The 24,794-nt window shown below is 68.7% G+C and carries 20 protein-coding genes; 7 read left to right on the top strand and 13 right to left on the bottom strand.

Annotated features, from left to right (window positions below):
- The first annotated feature begins 61 nt into the window (after positions 1–61).
- Together ABI214_RS08150 and ABI214_RS08155 are read left to right on the top strand one after the other, a co-directional pair.
- Complete coding sequence (locus tag ABI214_RS08150) at positions 62–1,945, top strand: DEAD/DEAH box helicase (RefSeq protein WP_348608467.1); 1,884 nt, start codon at positions 62–64, stop codon at positions 1,943–1,945.
- Complete coding sequence (locus ABI214_RS08155; protein ID WP_348608469.1) at positions 1,936–2,511, top strand: hypothetical protein; 576 nt, start codon at positions 1,936–1,938, stop codon at positions 2,509–2,511. The genes ABI214_RS08150 and ABI214_RS08155 overlap by 10 nt, the downstream gene beginning before the upstream one ends.
- Positions 2,512–2,710: 199 nt before the next feature.
- On the opposite strand, the gene ABI214_RS08160 is transcribed toward ABI214_RS08155, so the two are convergent.
- A complete protein-coding gene (locus ABI214_RS08160; protein WP_348608472.1) occupies positions 2,711–3,376 on the bottom strand; it encodes a peroxiredoxin-like family protein in 666 nt (221 codons plus the stop codon).
- A gap of 185 nt (positions 3,377–3,561) precedes the next feature.
- Positions 3,562–4,203, bottom strand: a complete 642-nt coding sequence (locus ABI214_RS08165; RefSeq protein ID WP_348608474.1) for a TetR/AcrR family transcriptional regulator — start codon at positions 4,201–4,203, stop codon at positions 3,562–3,564.
- A 98-nt stretch (positions 4,204–4,301) separates the two neighbouring features.
- Here ABI214_RS08165 and ABI214_RS08170 point away from each other — a divergent pair, with 98 nt between their 5' ends.
- The 3 genes from ABI214_RS08170 to ABI214_RS08180 all read left to right on the top strand — a co-directional run bounded on the left by ABI214_RS08170 (position 4,302) and on the right by ABI214_RS08180 (position 7,474).
- Entirely contained in the window at positions 4,302–5,105 is an 804-nt protein-coding gene (locus ABI214_RS08170) for an SDR family NAD(P)-dependent oxidoreductase (RefSeq protein WP_348608477.1), read from the top strand.
- A gap of 817 nt (positions 5,106–5,922) precedes the next feature.
- Entirely contained in the window at positions 5,923–6,546 is a 624-nt protein-coding gene (locus tag ABI214_RS08175; RefSeq protein WP_348608480.1) for an RNA polymerase sigma factor, read from the top strand.
- Entirely contained in the window at positions 6,539–7,474 is a 936-nt protein-coding gene (locus ABI214_RS08180; protein WP_348608483.1) for a hypothetical protein, read from the top strand. The genes ABI214_RS08175 and ABI214_RS08180 overlap by 8 nt, the downstream gene beginning before the upstream one ends.
- Positions 7,475–7,939: 465 nt before the next feature.
- On the opposite strand, the gene asnB is transcribed toward ABI214_RS08180, so the two are convergent.
- Positions 7,940–9,781, bottom strand: a complete 1,842-nt coding sequence (gene asnB / locus ABI214_RS08185) for an asparagine synthase (glutamine-hydrolyzing) (protein ID WP_348608486.1) — start codon at positions 9,779–9,781, stop codon at positions 7,940–7,942.
- A gap of 134 nt (positions 9,782–9,915) precedes the next feature.
- Between asnB and ABI214_RS08190 the strand changes: the two genes are divergently transcribed.
- Positions 9,916–11,043, top strand: a complete 1,128-nt coding sequence (locus ABI214_RS08190) for an NDMA-dependent alcohol dehydrogenase (RefSeq protein ID WP_348608488.1) — start codon at positions 9,916–9,918, stop codon at positions 11,041–11,043.
- Positions 11,044–11,652: 609 nt separating this feature from the next.
- Here ABI214_RS08190 and ABI214_RS08195 read toward each other — a convergent pair.
- The 9 genes from ABI214_RS08195 to ABI214_RS08235 form a co-directional block, all read right to left on the bottom strand.
- Complete coding sequence (locus ABI214_RS08195) at positions 11,653–12,891, bottom strand: vWA domain-containing protein (RefSeq protein ID WP_348608490.1); 1,239 nt, start codon at positions 12,889–12,891, stop codon at positions 11,653–11,655.
- Positions 12,888–14,129 carry an AAA family ATPase gene (locus ABI214_RS08200; protein ID WP_348608492.1) on the bottom strand — a complete coding sequence of 414 codons (1,242 nt, stop codon included), beginning with the start codon at positions 14,127–14,129 and terminating at the stop codon, positions 12,888–12,890. The genes ABI214_RS08195 and ABI214_RS08200 overlap by 4 nt, the downstream gene beginning before the upstream one ends.
- 84 nt (positions 14,130–14,213) lie before the next feature.
- Complete coding sequence (locus ABI214_RS08205; RefSeq protein WP_431357157.1) at positions 14,214–15,575, bottom strand: hypothetical protein; 1,362 nt, start codon at positions 15,573–15,575, stop codon at positions 14,214–14,216.
- A 133-nt stretch (positions 15,576–15,708) separates the two neighbouring features.
- Positions 15,709–17,955, bottom strand: a complete 2,247-nt coding sequence (locus ABI214_RS08210) for an ATP-dependent DNA ligase (RefSeq protein WP_348608498.1) — start codon at positions 17,953–17,955, stop codon at positions 15,709–15,711.
- 124 nt (positions 17,956–18,079) lie between these two features.
- Positions 18,080–18,544: a MaoC family dehydratase gene (locus ABI214_RS08215; RefSeq protein WP_348608501.1), complete on the bottom strand. Its 465-nt coding sequence runs from the start codon at positions 18,542–18,544 to the stop codon at positions 18,080–18,082.
- Positions 18,544–19,296, bottom strand: a complete 753-nt coding sequence (locus ABI214_RS08220; protein ID WP_348608504.1) for an SDR family oxidoreductase — start codon at positions 19,294–19,296, stop codon at positions 18,544–18,546. The genes ABI214_RS08215 and ABI214_RS08220 overlap by 1 nt, the downstream gene beginning before the upstream one ends.
- The gene (locus ABI214_RS08225; RefSeq protein WP_348608507.1) at positions 19,293–20,063 is read right to left on the bottom strand and encodes an SDR family NAD(P)-dependent oxidoreductase; all 771 of its coding nucleotides are present in this window, start codon (positions 20,061–20,063) and stop codon (positions 19,293–19,295) included. The genes ABI214_RS08220 and ABI214_RS08225 overlap by 4 nt, the downstream gene beginning before the upstream one ends.
- Positions 20,063–21,286: an acetyl-CoA C-acetyltransferase gene (locus ABI214_RS08230; RefSeq protein WP_348608510.1), complete on the bottom strand. Its 1,224-nt coding sequence runs from the start codon at positions 21,284–21,286 to the stop codon at positions 20,063–20,065. Before ABI214_RS08230 ends, ABI214_RS08225 begins: the two co-directional genes overlap by 1 nt.
- Positions 21,287–21,324: 38 nt before the next feature.
- Positions 21,325–22,470, bottom strand: coding sequence for an acyl-CoA dehydrogenase family protein (locus ABI214_RS08235; RefSeq protein ID WP_348608513.1), 1,146 nt, complete (start codon positions 22,468–22,470; stop codon positions 21,325–21,327).
- Positions 22,471–22,596: 126 nt separating this feature from the next.
- Here ABI214_RS08235 and ABI214_RS08240 point away from each other — a divergent pair, with 126 nt between their 5' ends.
- Positions 22,597–23,220, top strand: coding sequence for a TetR/AcrR family transcriptional regulator (locus ABI214_RS08240; RefSeq protein WP_348608517.1), 624 nt, complete (start codon positions 22,597–22,599; stop codon positions 23,218–23,220).
- 52 nt (positions 23,221–23,272) lie between these two features.
- On the opposite strand, the gene ABI214_RS08245 is transcribed toward ABI214_RS08240, so the two are convergent.
- Positions 23,273–24,733: a glycoside hydrolase family 5 protein gene (locus ABI214_RS08245; RefSeq protein ID WP_348608520.1), complete on the bottom strand. Its 1,461-nt coding sequence runs from the start codon at positions 24,731–24,733 to the stop codon at positions 23,273–23,275.
- Between the last annotated feature and the right edge of the window lie 61 nt (positions 24,734–24,794).

The raw sequence follows: 24,794 nt of genomic DNA on the forward strand, positions 1-24,794 counted from the left end.
GCAGCTTTTGGCACGATTTTCATTGGCGGCGGGGACCGTCGAGCGGCTAGCCTCCGCGGACATGGACGAGTCGAGCGCGGACCCCGGGCGTCTTCAAGCCACCTTCGTCCCCACCCTCGCGACCCTCGCGTGGTGGGGCATCACGGACGTCGAGTCGGCGCTGACCACCCTCGGACTCCCAGCCGGCACCGCCACGACCTGCCGGCTGGCGGTCCCCGTCGACGCGGCCACGGTCGCACCGCGGACGGTGGAGGTTCGGGTCGTGGACCTGCCCGACGCGCTATCCGCCCTGCGCACGTCGGAGGTCGACGCAGACGAGTTCGGCGCATCGGTGTCGGCGTGGCGCCGGGCAGCACTGCTGCTCGACCACGGCGACGATGCGTCCTGGGCGGAACTGACCGCTTCGATGCCGACCGCCGCTCACGCGTCCCTGTGCGAGGACGAGACCGCGATCGGGACGGCGGCCGCGGCGCTGCGCCAGTTCGCCGCCGCGGCCGGCACCGGCCGCGAGCTGGCCGCCGCCGGAATCCGGGCGACGTTGCGTCCCTACCAGACTCACGGCGTCACCTGGCTACGTGCGCTGGCCAGTGAGGGCGGCGGCATCCTCGCCGACGAGATGGGGCTCGGGAAGACGCTGCAGGCGATCTCGCTGCTGGCCACCCGCGCGGGGGCCGGACCGCACCTGGTGGTGTGCCCGACCTCGGTGATCGGCAACTGGCGCCGCGAACTGGACCGCTTCGCCCCGGACTTGCCCGTGGTGGTGCACCACGGCGCGAACCGGGGGCTGCCGACCCCCGCACCGGGTGCCGTGGCGGTGCTCACCAGCTACAGCGTCCTGCGAACCGACGCGGACGAGCTGGCGGCCGTTGCGTGGGACTGTGTGGTGTTCGACGAGGCCCAGCAGATAAAGAATCCGACGTCGCTGGCCGCGAAGGCCGCCGCCCGACTGCCCGCGACGCTGAAGGTCGCGATGACCGGCACCCCGGTCGAGAACCGGCTCGAGGAGCTGTGGTCGCTTTTCCACATCACCAACCCCACCGTGCTCGGTACCCGCGCGCGATTCCGGCAGCGGTTCGCGGCACCCATCGAGTCGGGACGCTCGCGCACTGCCGCGGACCGCCTCGCCGCCGTCATCGCCCCCTACGTGTTGCGCCGCACCAAGGCTCAGGTGGCGACCGAACTGCCGCCGAAGCAGTTCTCCACGGTGGCGTGCACCCTCACCGACGAGCAGATTCGCCTGTACCGCGGGGCCGTGGCGGACGCGTTCACCGCCGGACTGGGCAGCGGCGTCGCGCGGCGCGGGAACGTACTGGCGCTGCTCACAACGCTCAAGCAGGTCTGCAACCACCCCGCACAGGTCGCCACCGGCGACGACAGCGGACTGGCCGGGCGCTCCGGAAAGTTCGACCGCGCAACCGAGATGCTGGCGGAGATCGTCGCGGACGGCGACCGGGCGCTGGTGTTCACCCAGTACCGCGGCATGGGCGAACTGCTGTCGTCGCACCTGACCGCCGAACTGGGTGCAGGGACAATCCCGTTCCTGCACGGTGGCCTGGGCGTGGAGCGGCGGGAGCAGTTGGTCGACGACTTCCAGACCGGGGCGGACGCGGCGCCCGTGCTGATCCTCAGTCTGCGAGCGGCCGGCTTCGGGCTGAACCTCACCCGGGCAAGCCATGTGCTGCACTACGACCGGTGGTGGAACCCTGCGGTGGAGGCTCAGGCTACCGACCGGGCGCACCGGATAGGCCAGCGCCGGACCGTCAACGTGTACACCCTCGTCACGGGAGGCACCATCGAAGACCACATCGCCACCATGCATGAATCGAAACGCGCTCTGGCCGAGACTGTCTCGGGGAACACCGAGGCGTCGCTGGCCAATCTCCCCGACACCGAGCTGCGCGCCCTGCTCGACCTCGACGCGATCGGGACCAAGCGATGGGCGTGAAGTTCGGCGTCACCGCCTGGGGCCGCGCGTGGTTGCGAACCGTCGAGTCGACCGGCGCGTCCTCGCCGAACTCGCTTCTGCCACAGGCCCGCGCCCTCGCCGGCAAGGGCTCGGTCACCCTCACCGCCGTCGAGGCGGGCCGGATCCGGGCCGAGGTGACCGTCCGAGGAAAAGTGGTCCCGGTCGAGATCGCCATACCCCTGTGGAGCGGGAAGGAATCCGCCGCCGTACGCGCCCTGGTCACCCGTGCCGGCGCCGGGACCCGCTGGGTGGCGTCCGGCGAGATCCCCGACTCCCTGGTCGCCGAACTCACGGCGAAGTCCATCTCGGTCACCGGAGTGCCGTCGGCGCACACCACGACCTGCGCGTGCACCGGCCGCAAACGCCCATGCCTGCATCATCTTGCCGCCGTGTACCAGTTGGTGTCGCAGATCGACGAGGAACCGGCACTCGCGATCACCCTGCGGGACAAGCTGTCGCCCGCAACCCGGCGCGCCGCTGCGGCCGCAGGCGCCGACGTGATTCCGTTGAGCCAGATCGACACAGCGGCCTTCTACGGCGACTGAGTGCGCGGGTCGGACTACGGCCCCATCCGCACCGGCGCGAACCGGTTCGGACGGTCGGGACGGGCCTGCGATGCCCGGACGAAGGGCACATCAGTCACCACCACGCTCAGGGACGCTCGAACTCTGCGGGATCCGACATCACGCTCCGAGGCCGTACCACGAGGCACAGCCCCGAAGTGCGGATGCTTCCTGGTGGCGGTCAATCCATCAGGTGGAGCGCGGTGAGGATGTCGGCGGTTTCGGTGCGGGTGGCGTAGTTGGGATGGACGTCGATCCAGCGGATCGTTCTGTCGGTGTCGATGACCAGCACGGTCGGCATCGGCACGCCATATCCGTTGTCGGCGTTGATTGTTGCCAGGTCCAGGCCCAGGCTTCGCTGGCCTTCGCGGACCTGGTCGGTGGGTGCGGTGAGGACGCCCAGTGCTCGGGCGATCTGGTTTCCGGGATCGGACAACACGGTGAAGGTCAGATCGTTCTTCTCGGCCATGGTCAACGAACCGTCGGGCTTCTGCGGGCTCAACGCGATCAGCCCGACTCCGCGGTCGGACAGTGCCGGCACCAGCTGCTCCTGATAGGTCCGTAGAGCCAGGTTGCAGTAGGGGCACCAGGCTCCCCGGTAGGTAACGAGGACCGCGCGCCTCCCGGCCAGGGCCGCGTACAGGCTGGTGGGGTTGCCGTGCACGTCGAGCAGGTCGGCGTCCGGCATCGCAGTACCGGGCGTCGCGACACCCTCGGGGATTCCGTCCCTGTCGAGTCCAATCTGCTCGGCGGCGAATGCGGACAGGGCGCGCTCGGGGATCTGGCCGGCCATGGACTGGTGCATGAGTTCGACGCGCTCGGCGATGGTGGGGTTCGTGCTGGTCACATCGGTCTCCTTCCAGGCATTGGAAGCGAGGAGACAAGCACCCGGCCGTACTGGTCCGGTGCCTGGCGAAAATGGATTCGCTCCTCCAGTCCTACCGAGACAAAAATGGAATATCAAGTCCATTTTTCGGCCTGCCGTCCGGCGACCGATCCGATGCACGAGGCAGCGGGCACACGGAGGTGCGGTCAGGAGACGGGGGCGCCGTCCGGGGCGGGCCGGGTACGGGATGCGATGTGGTCGATCATCGTGTCCAGGGTGGCTTCCAGCGGCGCGGTGTCGCGTTGCAGCTGGGTCAGCAGCAGCGCCCCTTGCAGGGCGGCCAGCGTCGCGGTGGCGAGTTTGTCCGGGTCGACGGCGGGGTCGAGGCGACCGGCCTCGGCCATCGATCGCAGCCCGGAGCGCACCCCGGACTCCCAGCGACGGAACGCCGTGGCGACATCGGCGCGGGCAATCGGGTTGACCTCGGCCAGTTCGCTGCCCAATGAGCCCAGCGGGCAGCCGCCCCGGCAGTGCATCTGCCGCTGGTGCGCGACGAGGAAGTCGCGCCAGGCCCGGAAACCGTCGACGGTGTCCAGCCGGGCGAACATGGGCTCCTGCGCGCCGACGATGGTGTCGCTCTGATACGCGATCACCGCCCGGATCAGCGCGTTCTTGTCGGTGAAGTAGTGGTAGACCTGCGAGTTGCTCACCCGGGCGGCGTCGCGCACGTCCTCGACGGTTGTCGCGGCGACACCGCGGTCGAACATCAACTGCGCTGCCGCGACAACGATCCGTTGCCGTGTCTGTTCACCCTTCGGCGTCAGGCGCCGCGGCTTTGTGCTGCTCATGACATCTGCAGTCTAGCATTTTCTGGAATTGACATTCCATTTTTTCTGGAACACCATTGGCTCCGTCAAGCCGAACTCCTCCCTCGAGGGAGATCGCCATGAAGAATCTTCGGGCGCGGTACGGCCCCTATGCGCTGGTGACCGGAGCGTCGGCGGGAATCGGTGCCGAGTTCGCCGCTCAGCTCGCTGCCGCCGGATTCGACCTCGTGCTGGTAGCCCGCCGTAAAGAGCGTTTATCCGCGCTGGCCGACCGCCTGCTCGCCGAGCACGGCACCGTCTGCAAGATCATCGAGCTGGACCTTGGCAGCCCCGGAGCTGTCGGCGAACTGAGCCGGCGCACCCAGGCCCTCGACATCGGACTGGTGGTCGCCGCTGCCGGTGTGCTCACTGCGGGCCGGTTCCTGGACAACCCACTCGACGCCGAGACCGCGCTGGTCGAGCTCAACCTCGTCGTCCCCCTGCAACTCGCCCACGCCTACGGCCGCCGGTTCAGTGCACAAGGCCGCGGCGCGGTGATCCTGATCGCGTCCACCGTCGCGTTCGCACCGGCGCCCGGCCTGGCCAACTACGCCGCGGCCAAGGCCTACATCGCCTCTTTCGGCCAGGCGCTGAACTACGAACTGCGCCACAACGGCGTCGACGTGCTCACCCTCGCCCCCGGCCCCACCCGCACCGAGGGCGTGGACACCGCCGAAGGCATCGACTTCACCCAGATGCCGCTGCCGATGGCTCCCGCGGGCGCAGTCGTCGGCAAAGCCCTGCGCAACCTCGGACGCAAACCGCTGGTCATCCCCGGCCGCATGAACAAGATCAGCGACTTCATCGGCAAGTACGCCACCCCGCGCCGCATGCAGACGATCATCTTCGGACAGCTGATCGGCCGCGCCACCACCAGCAACTGACAACCCCGCCCCCGGTTGCGTCGCCACGCTCAACGTGGCTCCCACCAGCCTCTCGGGACATCGACAACCTTCTGCCAGCAGCAACTGGAGCTCGACCCAGTTCGCGCTCTGCGGACGATCTCCCGTCGCCATGAACTCCGACGCGACCGCACGTGCCGCGTCGCCCCCATGAGGCTCGGGCACGGAACGAGGAGGTCGCTCCCCGCCTGCATCCGCAACGTTCCCGGCGCATCCGGCTCATCTCCTGCGAGAAGCACTGCCACACAGCGCTACCCGTCGCTCTAGGCAGTCGGCTCAACGGCGACTGCCGCGTCTTCCGGCACGAAGTCGCCCTCACCGACACTCCGGACCACACCGGTCTTCACAGCCAGGAGCACCGATTTGACCTTCGACGACGTCAGCAGCCGATTCCTTGCCTCAGGACCATCCGGGTTTCCGGATCGAGAGCACTTCGCGGCCATCGACGTGCCCGGTGCTGGTGGTCCGGTCGGTGGTGACCACGAGGCCTGCGAACAACAACGGCGCCGGTCCTGCGATCATGGCGGCTGTGGTGCGATTCGGGATCCCCCGGGGCCGTCACCCCCCCTGTTGAGGAGCTGCTGATCGTGCGCGAAGACCCGCCCCAAGGCGCGGATTCCTTGGGTTCACGCGGTCGTCGCAGCACTGTCGATGTGAGGGTGGCCGTGGCCGCGCCGGTGTCGCTTGCGGAGGACGGTTCTGCAACGGCAGCCGCACCGTCAACTCTCACATGCCGCCAGGTCAATGCGATCCCGCACCCGACCGTGAACCGGGAGTGGTGTCTGTGACAAATGGGAACGTGGACACTGATGTACTCCGTGAGGTCCCTGGCCCGCGAGACAATGAGCTGATTGCCCGGTCGCTGACGGATCCGGACGCCTTCGCGGGGATCTTCGATCGCCACTTCGGCACGATTCATCGCTATCTCGCTCGTCGAGCGGGGAACGATGCGGCGGATGATCTCGCCTCGGATGTGTTTGTGGTGGCGTTCGGTCGGCGGGCCGGTTTCGACCTGGCCTACGAGCACGCGCTGCCCTGGCTGTACGGAATTGCCGGCAACCTTCTGAACTCGAACCGTCGCCGCCTGGGCCGGGACATCGCCTTGCTCGCCCGTCACCCGAGGCCCGATGGCCCGTTGCCGTTCGAGGACCGGGTCGACGCCTCGATCGACGCCCGCCGCGAGGTCCGCGCGCTCGAGCGCCGGCTGCGGCGACTCTCGCAGGCGGATCTCGACACGCTGCTGCTCTACGCGTGGGAAGACCTCAGCTATCCCGAGATCGCCGAGGCGTTGCAGATCCCTGTCGGAACCGTGCGTTCGCGCTTGAACCGGCTCCGCCGCAAGCTGCGTGAACCGGAACCCGACGAACTCACAAGAACAGGGCGACAGCAGACCGAACCGGGGCAGGGAGATGGACATGGGTGACTTCACGGAGATCCGTAGTCGGCGACCCGAGCCGCAACCTCCCCGCGACGAGGTCATCCTCCAAGCGAGACAAAACCTGATGCGCACCATAGAAATCGACGAGTCCACGCAGTCATCTGCCTTCGAGGCCACTGGGTCACCGACTACGGTCGCCAAGCCCGGTTGGCTCCGTCGCCGGCCGGGGCGGGTGACGGCGGCGGTCAGTGCCGCCTGTGTCGCCGTCTCGGTGCTCGTCTTCGCCGCCGGATACGACCACATGGGTGTACCCGATCAGAGCCAGGTCGTTATCGTGGGCGCGGCGCGCACTCTGGAGCAATCGGCGGCCTTGGTCGCGGCGACGACCGAGCCGATCGAGGCCGGACCGGTCCGGCACCTGCAATTCACCAATCTGACCGATGCGGATCACCCGACGTACGACACCTTCGTGCGCCCGGACGGAACTGCACTCGTCGGCAAGATCGGCGGGGACCTCCACGAAACCTCCGGATACCTGACGAGCGCTCAACTGGCCGGCCTTCCTGCCGACCCCTACCAATTGCGGACACAAATGCTGAGCCTGTCGCGCCAGCTCGGACTCGGGTACACCGACGAAGCCCCTGACCGGGCACTTTATCGGTTGGCGACCAAGTTGCTTCCGGACCCCGCAGTCACGCCCGAGGTCAAGGCCGGCATCTATCGAGTCCTCGCCGGGCTCGACCTCGACGCGATCCGGGCACGTGACCTCGGCATCGGCACAGATCGGACCGGGCGGCCCGGCTATGTCGTCGAGTTCACCTTCGAGGAGGGCTACGTCGACCGGATGGTGATCGACAGTGGGACCGGAGCACTGATCAGTGTCGAGACGGTGGACCGTGATGGAAAACTCTTTGGCGGCCAGGTCAACGCCTTTGCCGAGATGGTCGACCAGATGCCGCCGGCGCACCCGTGACAGACATCGATGCTGCGGCCGCCGCCGCCGAAAGCGTCCTGGACGCCGTCACACCTACCACCGGCCGACCGGGCCCGCGCCCAGCACGTCGAAGACTCCATCGCCGACATCCGCCGCGACGGGAGGTACTCGACGACCACGCCACCACGCTCGCGGGTCATCGCATCGATCGTGTCGGCCCGTCGTCGGCTCAGCGGTCTTCGGAATGAGGGCGGTCCGTGCGAGGAATCTCGGTGACACTCCAGCCTGTGAAAAAGCGGCGGGCATTCACGAGATAGTTCCGCAGATGCCGGAAGAGCGCCGTTACCTCCCAAAACTGCATATTCATACCTGATGGTCTCATATGTCGAGAGCGCAGCGTGATTGTTTCCATCCCGCCTGACGTCCGGTAACCCGCCAAGCGCGGGGCCCCACGGAGGGCATCGCGAAGTCCTCATCTCGAGAATGGGCGCACGGTAGCCATACTCAATCCAGTTGCAGCTCCGGCTTATACAGGTCCAACCAGGTGTAGATGTCGACCGCGCGATCCAGGCTCGCCCGGGTGGCGGGATCCATCCGCATCGGATCTTGTGCCACCAGCTGTTGCATCCAGGTCCGGTCGATCAGGTCGAACAGCGGCGAATTGGCCTCAGCCAGGATCTCCTTCGCGAGCTGCTGCAGGTTCGTCGCGTAAGCGGGATCCTGTGTCAAGGGGTACCCGCTCTTCACACGGTCGACGACCGATTGCGGGAGCACATGTTTCGCGGCGTGGCGCAGCAGGCTCTTTTCGCGGCCGTCGAAGGTCTTCAGCGGCCACGGAGTGTTGTAGACGTATTCGACGAGGCGATGATCGCAGAACGGCACCCGAACCTCCAGGCCGGCCGCCATCGATACGCGATCCTTGCGGTCCAGCAGGATCCGCACGAACCGGGTCAGATGGAGGTAGCACGCCTCGCGCATGCGGTATTCGACCTCGGATTCGCCGGGCAGGTGTTCCACCTCCGCGCACGCCGCGGTGTATTGGTCGGCAATGTAGCTGTCGATATCCAACCTTTCGCGCAGCTCCGGATTCAGGACGTCCCAGTGGGCGTCGTCGGTGTGCGCGCCGGTGAAGGCCATCCACGGGAAGGCGTCTGCATTGACCGCCCTCTCGTCGTGGAACCACGGGTAGCCGCCGAACACCTCGTCGGCCGATTCACCCGACAACGCCACTGTCGACTGCTCGCGAATCGCCTTGAACAGCAGGTAAAGCGATAGATCCATATCGCCGAGTCCGGGCATGTCGCGCGCGCTGATCACCGCACGCCGCACTGAAAGATCGAGCAGATCGGCCGAATTCAGCATCACGTCGTTATGTGCGGACCCCACCAACGCCGCGACCTCGCGCGCGTACGGCGAGTCGGGGGTGTCGCGTACCTCGTCGGGGACGAAGTTCTGCTCTTGATGGAGAAAGTCCACCGAGAAGGTGCGCAGTTGCTCGCCGTGGCGCGCGAGACTCGCCGCGGCCAGACCGGTGATGGCGCTGGAATCCAGCCCACCCGAGAGCAATACGCAACGAGGCACATCGGAGATCAGCTGCCGGTCGACGATGTCGGTGAGCAGATCCCGCACCCGCTCGACGGACTCCACCCTGCTGTCGGTGTGCTCGACCGCCTCCAGGCGCCAGTAGGTGCGCTCGTGAATTCCATTGCGATCAACCCGGATCAGCGTGCCGGGCCGCAACTCGTACATGCCCTTCCATAACGACCTGCGCGGCTCCTTGGTCATGGCGAACAGCTCACGAACCCCGTCCAGATCGACGGCTTTGCGCGCCAACGGGTTCGCCAGAATTGCCTTGGGCTCCGACCCGAAGAGGACACCGTCCGGTGTCGGGTAGTAGTAGAGCGGCTTGATGCCCATGCGGTCTCGGATCATCACCAGCTTCTCCTCGCGCTGGTCCCAGATCGCTAAGGCGTACATGCCGTTGAGGCGATCGACGACGCTCTCGCCCCACTGCAGGTATGCGTGGAGAACCACCTCGGCATCACTGTCGGTGCGGAACGAATGACCCAGAGCCCGAAGCTGATCACGCAGTTCCCGGTAGTTGTACGTCTCCCCCGTGTACACCATTCCGACGTCCCCAGCGGGGGTGCTCACGCTCATCGGCTGCACCCCACCGGGCAGATCGATAATGGCCAGCCGCCGATGCCCGAGCCCCGCGTGAGTGCGTACGAAAGTGCCGCTGCCGTCCGGCCCGCGCAAAGCCATCGTGTCGGTCATCGCGTCGATGACACTCTGCTGTCGGGTCAGGTCGGAGTCGAACGACACCCAGCCTGCGATTCCACACATGTAACGTCCCCCAATTCGGTTACCTGCACAGCTATTACGAATTTTTGCGAGAACAACCTAGAACGTGTTCCAATTTGGAGGATCTGTGGCTATCGTCACAGCTACCGCTAGTCACATAAGGGGAGGGTGTTGCAATGAAGACCAAGGGTGCGTTGCTGTGGGGTATCAACGACAAGTGGTCGGTCGAAGAGATCGAACTCGGTGATCCGGTCGCCGGCGAGGTGCAGATCCGGATGGAAGCCGCCGGCATGTGCCACTCCGACCACCACATCGTCACCGGTGCGACGCCGATGGCGTCCTACCCTGCGATGGGTGGCCACGAGGGCGCGGGTGTGGTCATCAAGGTCGGCGATGGGGTCAAGGATCTCGAGGTGGGCGACCACGTCGTGCTCTCGTTCATCCCGGCGTGCGGGCGCTGCCCGTCGTGTTCGTCGGGACATTCGAACGTCTGCGATCTCGGTATGGGGCTGCTCAGCGGTCAGGCCATTGCCGACGGCAGCTACCGCATCCAGGCACGCGGGGAGAACGTCATCCCGATGAGCCTGCTCGGCACCTTCTCGCCGTACATGACCGTCCACGAGTCCCAGGCCGTGAAGATCGAGAAGGACATCCCGTTCGAGCTCGCGGCCCTCGTCGGCTGCGGTGTCCCGACCGGTTGGGGTTCGGCGACACACATCGCCGAGGTCGAGCCGGGTGACTCGGTCGCGATCATCGGCGTCGGCGGTGTCGGCATGAGCGCACTGCAGGGCGCCGTCGCGTCGGGCGCCCGCCACGTGTTCGCGATCGACCCGGTTCCGTTCAAGCGCGAGCAGGCCCTCGCGTTCGGTGCCACGCACGCCTTCCCGTCGATGGAAGAGGCGATCGCGCCGATCATGGAGATCACGTGGGGCCGCATGTGCCAGAAGACCATCATCACGGTCGGTGAGATGAAGGGTGAGTACATCGACCCGGCCCTCACCCTCACGGCCAAGAACGGCCGCTGCGTCGTCACCGCCATGGGCCACATGGCCGACATGGACGTCAAGCTCAACTCCTTCACCTTCGCGATGCTGCAGAAGAGCCTGCGGGGCAACATCTACGGTGGCTGCAACACCCGCGTCGACATCCCGAACCTGCTGAACCTGTACCGGGCGGGTCTGCTCAACCTCGAGGACATGGTCACCAACACCTACTCGCTCGAGCAGCTCAACGAGGGCTACCGGGACATGCTCGACGGCAAGAACATCCGCGGCGTCATCCGCTACACCGAAGCAGACTGGTAGGTCGCCGGTCGGGCGCGTCTCGCAATCTGATCGGGCAATGGCCGTGGACAACGCCTCGGCCGCCGTCGCCTACGACGGTGGCCGAGGCGTTGCACAAACTAGCACTCGGGCCCGAGCAGCTCCTGCAGTCGCTCGCCCTTGCGGTACAGCTCGATCAGCAGCGGCCGCAGAGCCGGCCTCGGTCAACGAGTACTCGGCGCGTGACGGGAACCCGACGAGTAGCCGACGCTGGACCAGCCCCCGGCCGTGTTCGCGGCCGCGTTCAACAGCGGTGAACCTGCCGCGGTGGAGGCCTTCTACGAGGAGCACGGAGTCCTGGTCCCCGAGCCCGGCGTGCCGGTGGCCGGTGCCGACCGGGCGGCCGCGAACGCACGCTTCCAGGGGCTCGGGCTGCCGATCGACGTCCGTCCCCGTCATGTCTACGTGGAGGACGACGTCGCCCTGCTCATCGTGGATTGGTCGATTCGCGGCGACGGCCCGGACGGCACCCCGGTCGACATCTCCGGTACCGCAACCGGTGTCGCGCGCCGGGGGTGGCGACGGCAAGTGGCGCTACATCATCGACAACCCGTTCGGCACGGCCTGAACCCCTCTGACCGCCTCGGCCGCTCAGGCCCGAGGTGTGCCGATCTCCACCACTTGCGCCCATTCCGGTGGCAGGTCGGGAACGTAGTCGTCGTCCTGCCAACCCCTCGGGCGAATCCGAGGAAACAGACCGACGACCGTCCGGCACCCGGGCCGGCTGCTGGGCCAGGGCGTCTCCCCGTCGGTGAGGACGACGATCACGTCCGGGCGGGGCCGACCGTGCAGCACCCTGGCGAATCCGGTGCGCAGATCGGTACCACCGCCCCCGAACAGCGGAATCTCCTCGGCGTGGCACAACGGGTGCACGACCCGGGCCGCCGCGTCGCACGACACCACCGTGACCAGGTCGCGGCGCCCGCCCACGGCCCGCGTGATGGCGGCCACCTCGAGCAGCGCGCTGCCCAGTTCCGCGTCGCTGACCGACGCCGACGTGTCGACGACGACGCTGACCCGGGGTGGGGTGCGCCGCAGGCTCGGCAGAACCGCGCCGGGCACGGCGGCGGAGCGCCGCGCCGGGCGACGGTAGGTGTAGTTCTCGCCGGTGCCGGAAGAGGATGTGGCCGTGCGGATCGCCGCGCCCAGCAGGGCTCGCCACGGCTGTGTCGGGTGCAGGGCTTCCTCCGCCCACCGCTGCCATCCGCGGGGTGCCTGGCCGGGCCGACCGACGATGCCGTGCGCCACCCGGAACCGGACCGCGTCGCGTTGCTGGGCACTGAGCCCGTTCGCCCCGTCGGGACCCAGCTCCCACTCCCGGCACAGCCCGTCGGCGCCGCTGCCACAATCGAGCCACGTCAGCCCGTCGGTACAGGGACCGAGGCGGAACTGGCTCAGATAGTCCTCCATGAGCTGGCCGCCCGGCAGTCCCAGGGTCGACGGCAGAACGGCATCGTCGGGTGTCGGCAATCCGTCTCCGAACGTGTCGTCGTTGATCTCCGCATCGGCGGCGATATTCATCCGCAGCCGATCGGCGCGGCCGGTCAGGTCATGTGCGCGGGCGTAGCGGTCGCTGCGGCCGTGGTGATCGCGCAGCAGATGCGACACCTCGTGGACCAACATCGAAGCCAGCTCATCCACCGGCCGCTGGGCGACGAAAGCGGGCGAGACGTAGCAGCGCCAGTGCCGGTCCACACCCATGGTCGGCACGCGGGGCGACGCGACGATGTGCAGCGCATACAGGGCGGTCGCCAAGTAGGGCCGCGCGCGGGCGGCGTGCAGCCGGGCGGCGTAGATCTTCTCGGAGTCGAGCTCCGACGACACCGTCATCGACCGGCCTGCGCGGCAGCGCGGTCGGCGGACCGGTCCGCCGCCACGGACACCGACACGACCCCGGCGAGCTGGTCGATCTCCGCAGGCACCTCCCAGTCGTCCCGGCGCAGGGTGGCCAGTGTGGTCGCCGGCACGACCACCAGGTCCGGTGGCCCGGTCTGCACCGCGGTCACCAGGAGCGTCCACGCCGCGTCCCAGCGGGACTTCTCCGGCTGTCGGCGGACGGCGGCGACAACCGCGTCGAGCACGGCCTGACGCAGATCGCCACGATCGGGCAGGCCGGCGGCCGGCGGATCGGCGAGCAGCGTCTCGGGGTCCGGGAGGTCCATGTGGTCGATGGCGGCCAGCAGCTCGAAACCGGGCCCGTCGCCGACGCTGCCCCGGACCAGCAGGGACAGCACGTCCGTCGACGACGAGGCGGCGTTGGCGAAAGCGATGAGCCGCACGGCCATGTCCCAGCTCCGCGGCGACGGCCAGGCGCCGCCGCGGCGGGTCTGACTGCCGGGGAGTTGATGTACGAGAGCGGGACGCGCGGTGAGGAGCTCACAGACCGCGCGGCGGGCGAAGGTCACTGCGTCGGAGAACTTCTCCGGGTCGAGGTGGGGCAGCGTCGCGCGGGGCCAGGTCCCGCCGAGACCTCGGACGACCACCTCGTGGTCGTGGGTCCAGTGCAGGTGCACGAAACGGTTGGCCAACGGTGGGCTCAGCTCCCAGCCGTCCGCTGCCGAGGACGGTGGGTTGGCGGCGGCAACGATGCGGACACCGGGCGGGAGTTGCAGTGTCCCGATTCGTCTTTCCAGGACGAGACGGAGCAGGGCCGCCTGCACGGCGGGCGGTGCCGTCGACAGTTCGTCCAGGAACAGCAGTCCCCGCCCGGCTCGCACGAGCCGGACGGCCCAGTCGGGCGGGGCCATCGGGACACCGTGCGTTGCGGGGTCGTCCCCGAGGACGGGCAGACCGGAGAAGTCCGACGGCTCGTGCACGCTGGCGATGACCGTGGTCAACGGCAGGTCCACGGCCTCGGCGAGCTGGGTCAGGGCGGCGGTCTTGCCGATTCCCGGTTCGCCCCACAGCAGCACCGGTAGGTCCGCGGCCACCGCCAGGGTGAGGGCCTCGAGTTGGTCGTCGGGTCGAGGTTCGGTGGTGACGGCGCCGAGCATTGCCGACAGTGCTGCGGCACTGTCGAGTTCGCCAGTCAGGGGTGGGTTCGGGAGGAGTGTGGAAGTCATGTGCATCACCTGTGGTGTCGAGGGGAGTCGCAGGATGCGGCCATCCGGCCGCACTGCAGGACAGTGGGTTTCGAGGATCTGAGGGAGGGCTCAGTGCGAGCGGGCGCGACGCGACCGCTTGGAGCGCCGAGGTCGCGATACTGGCGGTGTTTCCACCGGTTCGGCGCGAAACCGGTCGTATGTGCTGCGGCGGTCCGCGGACGCCCGGAGTTCGTCCAGCAAGGGGCCGTCACGGAGAACCGCGTCGGGGCCGAGCAGTCCTTCGACGACGGACAGCGCCCCGGCGGCATCTCCGTGGTCCAGACGTTCACGAACGCCGGGCAGGCAGTCCGGACGGCGATGGGCCCGGTCGATGGCCTGCAGGCACGGTAGCGGGGTGCCGCCCAGTGCGGCGAGAAGTTCCTCGCGCCGGATCTCGGCGGGGTCGTGATCGAGCGCGGTCAGTGCACCGTCGGCCAGTCCGATCCGGTGCGGTTCACCGCGGCAGTCCACCAGGTGAATCCGGTTCTCCCGGTTCGGTGTCCGGGACGGAGCCGGCGGCGACCAGCCCGGCTCCAGAGCGACGGCGACGAGCGGGTGCAACCGGTCGGCGGTGATCGCTCCCGACCGGATCAGCTCCAGGTCGGGCAGCACCCAGGTCGCGGCATCGGGCAACACCGGGAGCGCGGCGAGCCGTCCGCGCGGGTAGTCGTCCACGAGCCGCACCGCGGCAGGATCGGCGCCGGAGGCGACAGGCTCCACCACCAGGTCGTACTGTCTACCGCACCGCACTCGCACGGGGCCGTCGTCCTGCCCGTCCGCACGGAGCACGATGCCCGCTTCGGCCGCCCAGCGGTCGACGGCGCAGCCCTCCGGGACCGCTCGAGCGAGGACGTGTCCATTCGACAATCGTCCTGTCCCGCAGCGCATTCGCAGATCACTCGCCCTGCGCGCGTCCCACAGGTGCCGATGGAGGTCGAGTCGGTAGCGCCGGTTGGGGTGGGGATGGGGATGGCGGGTGGAATCCGTGCCGTCCCACAGCGTCAGCACGATCCGCTGTCCGGCATCCGCCCAGGCGGGAGCTGTGCGGGCCACCAAGTGTACCGAACCGGCTCCGCCGCACCGTTTTCGGTGCATCGCGGGTCCGTATCGGGCCAGCGCGACGGTCAGTCCGGGACGCAGCAGTCCGTCGGGCGCTACCCGCGGCAGGTGCCAGCGCAGCAGGTCGGGTGCCAGGTGTCGCAGGTCGGCCAGGACCTGTGTCGCGACGTCGTCGCCGTGCCTGCGGATCAGTGCCCGTAGATCGATGTCGGCATCGAAACCCGCTGCGGCACAAGCCCCGGACCAGTCGCCTGCAAGGCGTCGTTCGGTTGCGGTCTCGATCATGGAGGGCGGCACGGCGAACTCGCGCACGCGCAGCCAGTAGGAGAGTCGGGGATCGGTCCCGTTCGCGGTCGGAGGGTGCATCAGCACTCACCGTTTGCGAACTGGGCCCCCAATCTTGGATCGGAGTAAGTCGTCATCGGCGCAATCGTAGCGTGCCGTGGCGATCTCAGCCACCCTCGGTGGTCCCGACGCGGCCCGATGACGTTCGGAAGCGGCAAGCTCAGCCCGACTCCTCCCGCACGTCGTCGGGGGTCTTGTCGTCGCGCAGTCCCCGCCAGCTCGGGTGTCGCAGCCGCCCGGCGCCGGTGCGGTCCCGGAACCGCACCTCCCCCACGATCTTCGGGGTCACCCACACGGTCTCGCGGCGATCGGCGTCGGGGACGTCGTCGACGAAGGGACTGGTCCGTCGTTCGAGCGGGGCGAGCAGTGCGCCCAGGCGGTCGAGTTCCGATTCGCTGAACCCGGTGCCGACCCGTCCGATGTAGCGCAGGCCGTCACCGCCGGGGATCCCCAGCAGCAACGAGCCGAGGCGCCCGTCGCGGCCGCCGCGGCCGCGACGCCACCCACCGATGACCGCCTCCTGGGTGAGCCAGTTCTTGGTCTTGATCCATCCCGATCCGCGCTTGCCCGGCAGGTAGACCGAATCGCGGCGCTTCGCCACGACGCCCTCGAGATCACCGCTCTGTTCGACGACCTCGGGCACCGAACCCGTCAGCTGCGGCGGGACGACGAGTCCGTCCACCGCGGCGGCGAGCGCGTCGAGGACGCGGCGGCGGTCGTCGTACCGCTTGCGCAGCAGCGACACCCCGTCCAGATACACGATGTCGAACGCCCAGAACCGGGGTTCGCCACCGGCCTGCAGCGCCGTGAAACTCGTCCGCCCTGCGCTGTCGAGGCTGACCACCTCCCCGTCCAGCACCACCCGGTGCCCGTCGAGGGTGCGAGCGAGCGATTGCAGTGCCGGATACCGGTCGGTCACGTCGTTGCCTGCGCGGCCGCGCAGGGTGAGGGTCTCGCCGTCGAACTCGACGATCAAGCGGATTCCGTCCCATTTCCCCTCGAACGCCCACTCGTCCGGATCGAGACCGTCGAGGCCGGCAGTGCCGCTCCTGGTCGCGAGCATCGGCCGCAGCCCCCGCGGGAAGTCACGGTTGTCGCCGTCGTCCCGCATCAGGTGCATCAACCACTGGTCGCCCTCGGTGCGGATGAGCGCGAACCGGCCCTGCACCCGCTCGCCGTACAGCCGGACGATCACCTCGTCGTCGAGCCACTTGACCGGCTCGTACGTGCCGGCGTCCCAGATGCTCACGGTTCCGCCGCCGTACTCCCCCTTCGGGATGGAGCCCGCGAAGCTCGCGTACTCGAGGGGATGGTCCTCGGTGTGCACGGCCAGGCGGTTCTCCCGCGGGGACGTCGGGACGCCGCGCGGAACGGCCCACGAGACCATGACGCCGTCGCGTTCGAGTCGGAAGTCGTAGTGCAGGCGCCGGGCGTGATGCTCCTGGATGACGAACGAATTGCCCTCACCGCCTTCGGCTTCCGTCTGCGGAATCGGCTCGGGCGTGCGTTCGGGATCGCGCTTGCGACGGTATTCGGACAGGGCGTCCCACGGCGCGTCGAGATCGGCCAGCAGATCCCCGTCCCGTCGGTACCGCTCGAGCACCTCGTCGAATCGCAGGTGCCGCAGGTCCGGATCCTCGAGTTCGTCCCAGAGCCGCGGCGCCGCGACGGTCGGATGGGTGCGCCCGCGCATCGAGTACGGCGCGATCGTGGTCTTGGCGGCGTTGTTCTGGCTCCAGTCGAGGAAGACCCGCCCGCCGCGCACCGACTTCGACATCGTCGCGGTCACCAGATCGGGATGGAGCTGTTCGAGGGTCGTCGCCACCTTCTTGGCCACGGTCGACGCGCCGCCCGGCGCCAGCGTCCGGTCCAGGGGCACGTAGACGTGGATGCCCTTGCTGCCGCTCGTCACCGGGTACGCCGTCCACCCCAGCGTCGCCACGAGATCGCGTACCGCGAACGCCACCCGCGCGCACTCGGGCAGGCCGGCCCCCGCGCCCGGGTCGAGGTCGAACACCAGCCGGGTCGCCGGCCCGGGCTCACCGTCGACGAATCGCCATTGCGGGACATGCACTTCCAGCGCGGCCTGCTGACCGATCCACACGAGCGCGGCCGTGGAGTCGATGCTCGGATAGCGCACGGTGCGGTCCTTGTGGTGGACGGCGTGCCGGGCGAGCCACTGCGGCGCCGAGACTGCGAGGTTCTTCTCGAAGAACGACGGCTCGTCGACGCCGTTCGGCCAGCGCTTGCGGGTGACCGGGCGCTCGACGACGTGCGGGAGCATCGCGGGCGCGATCGCGGTGTAGTAGTCGATCACCTCGCCCTTGGTGGTGCCCGTGGCGGGGTACAGCACCTTGTCGAGCCTGCTCACGGCCACACGACGGCCGTCGATGGTGCGTGTCGGCACGCGGGCACCTCCCTCGAGTTCCGCTGCTGTACGCACATTGTGCGCCGCCGACGCCCCGCGTGCGGGCGCCGACGGCGCAAGCGCGCCGCCCGGAGGGAAGAAGCGGCGAGGGGGTCCCCGGGAACTACACCCGAACCTCGGCCAGGAAACGAGCGAGGGACAGCGCCACACAGACCGGCTTGCCGACGCCCTCGCACTCGACGGTGATCTCCAGACCGAGCTGCACGCCGCCGGGGATCTCGTCGACGGACGCGATCCTTCCGTGCCCGCGCACCCGCGCACCGGCCGGCACCGGGGCCGGGAAGCGCACGCGATCGAGACCGTAGTTGACGGCCGCGGCCACGTTCTCGACCCGCACGAGGTCCTCGAGGAAGCGCGACAACAACGACAGCGTGAGGTATCCGTGGGCGATCGGCCCGCCGAACGGGCCGTTTGCCGCGCGCACCGGATCGGTGTGGATCCACTGCCGATCCTCGGTGCACTCGGCGAAGGCGTCGATCCGCTCCTGTGTGACGGTGACCCAGTCGCTGGTCCCCAGGTCGGTGCCGGCCGCGGACCGCAGCGCGTCGACCGATGCGAAAACAGTCATCACACACCCCCGGCCAAGGTGAGGCCGCCGTCGACCACGAGCGTCTGCCCGGTGATCCAGGCGGCGTCCTCCGACGCGAGGAAGGCCACCGCCGCGGCGATGTCCTCGGGCTCGCCGAGGCGCCCGAGCGGGTAGTCGGCGATCACCCGATCCTCGCGTCCCTCGAACAGCGGTCCGGCGAAGCGTGTCCGCACCACGGCCGGTGCGACCGCGTTGACCCGGATGGCGGGGCTGTTCTCGTCCGCCAACTGCGCGGTCAACCCGATCACCGCGGACTTGCTCACGCCGTACACCCCGATGTCGGTGGCCGGACGCAGCCCCGCGACCGACGCGACATTGACCACCGAGCCGGCCGCCCGACCCAGCTGCTGCCGGAACTGTCGGGTCCACCCGATCACGCCGAGGACGTTGACCCCGAAGATCTTTCGTGCCGCGTCGAGGTCGGTGTCGAGCACCGGACCCGCGACCGGATTGATCCCGGTGTTGTTCACGAGCACGTCGACCCGGCCGAATGCCTGCGCCGCCCGCTCGAAGGTGTCGGTCTGGTGCGCTTCGTCGTCGGCACGTCCCGCGACGGCGAGCGCGACCGACGGGCCGCCGAGCTGCTCGACTGCCTGGTCGAGCGCCTCCTGCTTGCGCGCGGTGATCACGACGCGGGCACCCTCGTCGACCAGACGCTGGGCGACGGCGAGGCCGATCCCCCGGCTTGCCCCGGTGACGACAGCGACACGGCCTGCGAAGCGGGCCGTCATATCGAGATGCCGCCGTCGACGGGAAGGACCGTGCCGGTGATGTATCCGGCGTTCGCGGACGCGAGGAACGCGACCGCGGCGGCCATCTCGCGCGGGTCGGCGAAGCGACCCATCGGCACCTGCGCGATCAGTTCGGCCTTCTTGTCGTCCGGGATCGACGCGATCATGCGGGTCTCGGCGTTGGGCGAGATCGCGTTGACCGTGACGCCGAAGCGGGCCAGTTCCTTGGCGGCGGTCTTGGTGAAACCGATGATGCCGGCCTTGGCCATCGCATAGTTCGCCTGCCCGGGATTGCCGCGCAGACCGGTGTAGGAGGTGACGTTGACGACGCGGCCGTACCCGCGCTCACGGAAGTGCGGCACGCAGGCCCGGGTGAACCGGAAGGTTCCGCCGGCGTGGACGGCCATGACCTGCTCGTAGTCGTCGTCGGTGAGCTTCCACAGCACCCGGTCGCGGAGGATGCCGGCGTTGTTCACCAGCACGTCGATGCGGCCGGTCTCGGCGATCGCCTTGTCCACCACGGCCTGCACCGAGGCGCTGTCGCTCACGTCGGCCACCGCGGAGCGGCACCCGACGTCGGCGACGGCCTCCACCAGCGCGTCACCGTCGAAGTCCACCAGGTACACCGTGGCGCCCGCCTCGTGGAAGAACCGTCCGAGCTCGAGGCCGATCCCCCGACCACCCCCGGTGACGATCACGGTCTGCCCGGCGAAGTCGAACGACACGTTCGATGCGCTCTGTTCCTGTGCAGCAATCACGTTCGTCATCAGCTGAGCCTCTCGAAGATGATGGCCATGCCCTGTCCTCCACCGATGCACATGGTCTCCAGGCCGAACTGCAGGTCACGCTCCTGCAGGGAGTGCAGCAGGGTGGTCGTGATGCGGGCGCCGGTGGCACCGAACGGATGCCCCAGGGCGATGCCGCCGCCGTTGACGTTGAGCTTGTCGATGTCGATGCCCAGGTCCCGGTACGACGGGATCACCTGCGCCGCAAACGCTTCGTTGATCTCGGCCAGGTCGATATCGGAGATCGACAGGCCTGCCTTCGCGAGCGCACGACGCGACGCCTCCACCGGGCCGAGGCCCATGATCTCCGGCGACAGACCGCTCACGGCGGTCGACACCACCCGCGCGAGCGGGGTGAGGCCGAGCTCGGCGGCCCTGCGGTCGCTCATCACGACGAGCGCGGCGGCACCGTCGTTGAGGGGGCACGCGTTGCCGGCGGTGACGGTGCCGTTCTCGCGGAACACCGTCCGGAGACCGGACAGCTTCTCGACGGTCGTCCCGGCACGCGGGCCGTCGTCGGTGCGCACGACCGTGCCGTCGGCCAGCGTGACCGGAGTGATCTCGCGCTCGAAGAAGCCGTCGGCGATGGCCTTCTCCGCCAGCTGCTGTGAGCGAGCAGCGAATTCGTCCTGCTCCGCGCGGCCGATGCCGCGGAAGGTGGCGACGTTCTCGGCCGTCTGCCCCATCGTGATGTAGACGTCCGGCAGGGCGCCCGCGTCACGCGGATCGGTCCAGGTCTCGTTCGTCGCGGCGAGGCGCGCCGTGCGCTCCTGCGCCTGATCGAAGAGCGGATTCTGGAGGTTCACGTCACCGGCGCCGACGCCGTTCTGCTGGGGGTACCGCGAGACGCACTCGACACCGGCCGAGATGAACACGTCGCCGTCGCCGGCCTTGATGGCGTTGAACGCCATCCGCGTGGTCTGCACGCTCGACGCACAGGCTCGATTCACCGTGACCGCGGGGACGGCGTCCATTCCCAACTGGACCGCGACGCGCCGCGCGATGTTCTCGCTCTGCTCGCCCGTGTGCTCCCACGCGCCGAGGTACAGGTCGTCGACCGTGTTCGGATCGAGCGCGGGAACCTTGTCCAGGGCGGCCCGAACCATCTGTGCGACAAGATCGTCCGGACGGATTCCCGCCAGCGATCCCTTGCCGGCCCGCCCGATGGGCGAGCGCGCGGTCGCAACGATGACTGCTTCGGTCATGATGTGCGTTCCTTTCGACCGGCTGGCGCCGGGTCGGATCACAGCGCGAGATCGCGCCCGATGATTTCCTTCATGATTTCGTTGGAACCGGCCCAGATCTTCGTGACGCGGGCATCCATCCAGGCGCGGGCGACGCGGTATTCGCGCATGAACCCGTAGCCGCCGTACAGCTGCACGCAGTGATCGAGCACCTCGTTCTGCACCTGCGCCGACCACCACTTCGCCTTGGCGGCGTCGACCGCGCTCAGACCGGCGCCGGCGTGCTCCGCGACGGCGGCGTCGATGTACGCCTGCGCCACCTCGATCTTGGTGACCAGCTCCGCGAGCAGGAACTTGTTGTGCTGGAACGACCCGATCGAGTTGCCGAAGGCCTTGCGCTCCTTGGCGTATTCGATCGTCTCGAGCAGGATCTGCTTGGCGTGCGCAACGTTGGAGACCGCCGCACCGATCCGCTCCTGCGGGAGGCGCTCCATCATCGCCACGAACCCCATGCCGGGCTCGCCGAGCAGCGCGTCGGCGGGCAGGCGCACGTCGTCGAAGAACAGCTCGGCGGTGTCGGCCTCCGGCTGGCCGACCTTGTCGAGCTTGCGACCCCGCTCGAAACCGGGCAGCGAGGCGTCGACGAGGAAGAGGCTGATGCCCTTCGAGCGCTTCTCCGGGTCGGTGCGGGCGGCCACGACCACGACATCTGCGGTGTAGCCGTTGGTGATGAAGGTCTTGGCACCGTTGAGGATCCAGTCGGAACCGTCCCGAACGGCGGTGGACTTGAGGTTCGCGAGGTCCGACCCGCCGGACGGCTCGGTCATCCCGATGGCGGCGACCGCCTCACCGGCAGCCATCCGGGGCAGCCACTGCTTCTTCTGGTTGTCGGAGGCGAGGTCGACGACGTACGGCGTCACGATGTCGAAGTGGATGCCGAACGCGGAGGCCAGGGCGGCGTTGACGGCGGACAGTTCCTCGGTGGCGACCGCGTTGAACCGGTAGTCCCCCGCCTCGCCGCCGCCGTAAACCTCGGGGATCTCGAGTCCGAGGATTCCCTGCTTGCCGGCCTCGTGCCACACCTCGCGCGGGATCAGCCGATTCTCGGCATGGGACTCGACGTTCGGAACCACGTCACGTGCCAGGAAATCGCGGACGGAAACGCGGAACTGCTCGTGATCGTCGGTGAAAACTGATCTCTTCACTTCAACACCCTTTCCGACTCAACCTCGTTCGGCTAAGCGTTCGCTTAGTGTGCGGGGTAGGGTGTGAGAATGTCAACGCGAGCGCGTCGACACCGGGTCGACGGATGCGGCGGAGGGTCGGAACACATGTCATCGCGAACAGCGGCGCGAGCCGGGGCGACGGAAACGGATCGCCCGACCGGGGAAGCGGAGCAACGCCTGCTCGACGCGGCGCGCGACGCGTTCGCCGCGAAGGGCTACCACGGCACGAGCACCCGCGAGATCGCCGCAGGGGCCGGCATGAGCCCGGCCGCGATGTACATCCACTTCCGGTCCAAGCAGGACGTGCTGGCCCGGCTGAGCCTGACCGGGCACGTCGCGGCGCTCGGCGCGATCCGCGCGGGCGCCGACACCCCCGGATCACCGACGAAACGCCTGCGTGCGACGGTTTACGCCTTCGCCCATTGGCACGCCGAGAACCACACGGCGGGGCGGGTGGTGCAGTACGAACTGTCCGCGCTGGACGAGGACAACCATGCCCAGGTCGTGCAGTTGCGCCGGGACATCGTGGCCACGGTGCGCGACATCATCGCCGAGGGAACGCGCGACGGCGAGTTCGCCGTGGCCGACATCGACGCCACGACGCTGGCCGTCCTGTCGCTGTGCATCGACACGGTGCGCTGGTACCCGTCCCGGGAGCTGCACACGCCCGAGGCCGTCGGAACGGCCTTCGCCGCCCTGGCCGAGCGGATGGTCAAGGCGAGCGATTGAGGAGATGGCCGCCCTTACGGGCTGAGCGATCGCTCAGCCCGTAAGCGATCGCTCAGGACAGGGTGGCCGAGTAGTCGCCGTCCGCGCGGGCCGTCAGCCGCCAACCACCGTCGACGCGGGTCAGCTCGACATCCGCGAGGTTCGCGGTCTCCAGTCGCGGCCGCTCGGCACCCGGGTACCACGCCTCGACGCGCCCGGTCCCGGTCCCGCTGAAGCCCTGCGCCGTCACCTCGGCAAGGCCCGGCACCGCCCGCGGGTAGGCGCGGGCGAGTTGCTCCGCGAATCCCTCGACGAGCCCCTCTGCCTCGCCCGACGGGCAGTCGATGCGGTTGAGGTTGCCCTGCGGCTTGGCGGTGTTACCGTCGCGCACCGCGTGCGGGTCACCACACGCCTGGGTCCACGACCACCACGCTCCACCCATCCGGTGGTCGTTCATCGCATCGACGAACCGGCCGACGTCACCGGCCTGGTCGCCCGGCTCTCCGAACCAGCCCCACTCACCGGTCCACAACGGCGCTCCGTACCAGTCCGCCGCCTGCGCGGCGATCCGGAATCCGTCTTCGAGAGAGGGGAATTCACTGCTCACCGTGATCGACTGGCTGTACAGGTGCGGCGAGAATACTGCGAGCGGATCGCTCACGTACTGGCGGGGCGGCAGCGCGTCGAATCCAAGTGCGGACCAAATCGCGCTGGGCTCGAAGATCACCAGGTGCTGGAAGCCGCCCGTCTCGGCCTGCCGGATGGCCGTGATCGCGCGCTGGTAGAAGCGCCCGATCTGGTCGGCCGCGGTGAACGGGTCCCGCAGGCCGGGGTTCGGTTCGTTGAGCAGGTCGTATCCCACCACCGCGGGTTCGTCCTTGAACTCGGCCGCCAGTCGCGCCCAGGTCTGCACCAGGTGGCCCTGCACGCCCTGTTCGTCGTCGTAGAACGCCTGGAACGCGCGGGCGACCGCCGGCGAGACCTCTCGGATCCCGCCGATGTTGCACGTCGTCCACCCGCCGGTGAGCGTCGCCCACCCGGGGGCGCCGTCCCACCCGATTCCCGGCTTCATCAGCGGCGCGCAGTCCTGTCCCTCCGGGGTTCCCACGTAGGGCCCCCACGCGTCCTGATGCATGTCCAGGACGGTGTAGATGCCGTTGTCCTTCGCGTCCTGAACGGCCTGGCGGACCCGGCCGACGTACGCGGCGTCGAAGGCACCCGGAGTCGGCTCGAGCGCCGACCACGCGACGTTCAGCCGCACCACGTTGAAGCCGAGCGCCGCCATACGCTCGAAGTCCGTCCGATCCAACGGGGCGACCGTCGGCAGCCCGGTCCCGTTGGGCGCGTAGTCGTTGAGCTGGTTGACGTTGGCGCCGCGTAGCAGCACCGTCCGCCCGTCCACGTCCTTGATCGTGCGGTCGACGACGGTCAGCTGCGGAAGCGTCCAGCCGTCGTCGACGGGGGTCGCCTCCGCCGCGGGGACGACGGTCTGCAGGGTCAGTACCGTCAGGGCAGTCAACAGCAGTGCGCGCAACGTGGGCCTTCCTGTACAAGCGTCCAACTTTCGCGCGAGCCTAGTTCGAATACGCCCATTT

It is taken from the genome of Prescottella soli (assembly GCF_040024445.1).
GTDB classification, from domain to species: domain Bacteria; phylum Actinomycetota; class Actinomycetes; order Mycobacteriales; family Mycobacteriaceae; genus Prescottella; species Prescottella soli.

Coding starts and splice junctions, on each gene's coding strand:
- ABI214_RS08180 (WP_348608483.1), top strand. CDS start 6,539: ATGGGTGACTTCACGGAGATCCGTAGTCGGCGACCCGAGCCGCAACCT.
- ABI214_RS08230 (WP_348608510.1), bottom strand. CDS start 21,286: ATGACCGAAGCAGTCATCGTTGCGACCGCGCGCTCGCCCATCGGGCGG.
- ABI214_RS08150 (WP_348608467.1), top strand. CDS start 62: ATGGACGAGTCGAGCGCGGACCCCGGGCGTCTTCAAGCCACCTTCGTC.
- ABI214_RS08170 (WP_348608477.1), top strand. CDS start 4,302: ATGAAGAATCTTCGGGCGCGGTACGGCCCCTATGCGCTGGTGACCGGA.
- ABI214_RS08165 (WP_348608474.1), bottom strand. CDS start 4,203: ATGAGCAGCACAAAGCCGCGGCGCCTGACGCCGAAGGGTGAACAGACA.
- ABI214_RS08200 (WP_348608492.1), bottom strand. CDS start 14,129: ATGCACATGACTTCCACACTCCTCCCGAACCCACCCCTGACTGGCGAA.
- ABI214_RS08240 (WP_348608517.1), top strand. CDS start 22,597: ATGTCATCGCGAACAGCGGCGCGAGCCGGGGCGACGGAAACGGATCGC.
- asnB (WP_348608486.1), bottom strand. CDS start 9,781: ATGTGTGGAATCGCAGGCTGGGTGTCGTTCGACTCCGACCTGACCCGA.
- ABI214_RS08215 (WP_348608501.1), bottom strand. CDS start 18,544: ATGACTGTTTTCGCATCGGTCGACGCGCTGCGGTCCGCGGCCGGCACC.
- ABI214_RS08220 (WP_348608504.1), bottom strand. CDS start 19,296: ATGACGGCCCGCTTCGCAGGCCGTGTCGCTGTCGTCACCGGGGCAAGC.
- ABI214_RS08195 (WP_348608490.1), bottom strand. CDS start 12,891: ATGACGGTGTCGTCGGAGCTCGACTCCGAGAAGATCTACGCCGCCCGG.
- ABI214_RS08225 (WP_348608507.1), bottom strand. CDS start 20,063: ATGACGAACGTGATTGCTGCACAGGAACAGAGCGCATCGAACGTGTCG.
- ABI214_RS08190 (WP_348608488.1), top strand. CDS start 9,916: ATGAAGACCAAGGGTGCGTTGCTGTGGGGTATCAACGACAAGTGGTCG.
- ABI214_RS08155 (WP_348608469.1), top strand. CDS start 1,936: ATGGGCGTGAAGTTCGGCGTCACCGCCTGGGGCCGCGCGTGGTTGCGA.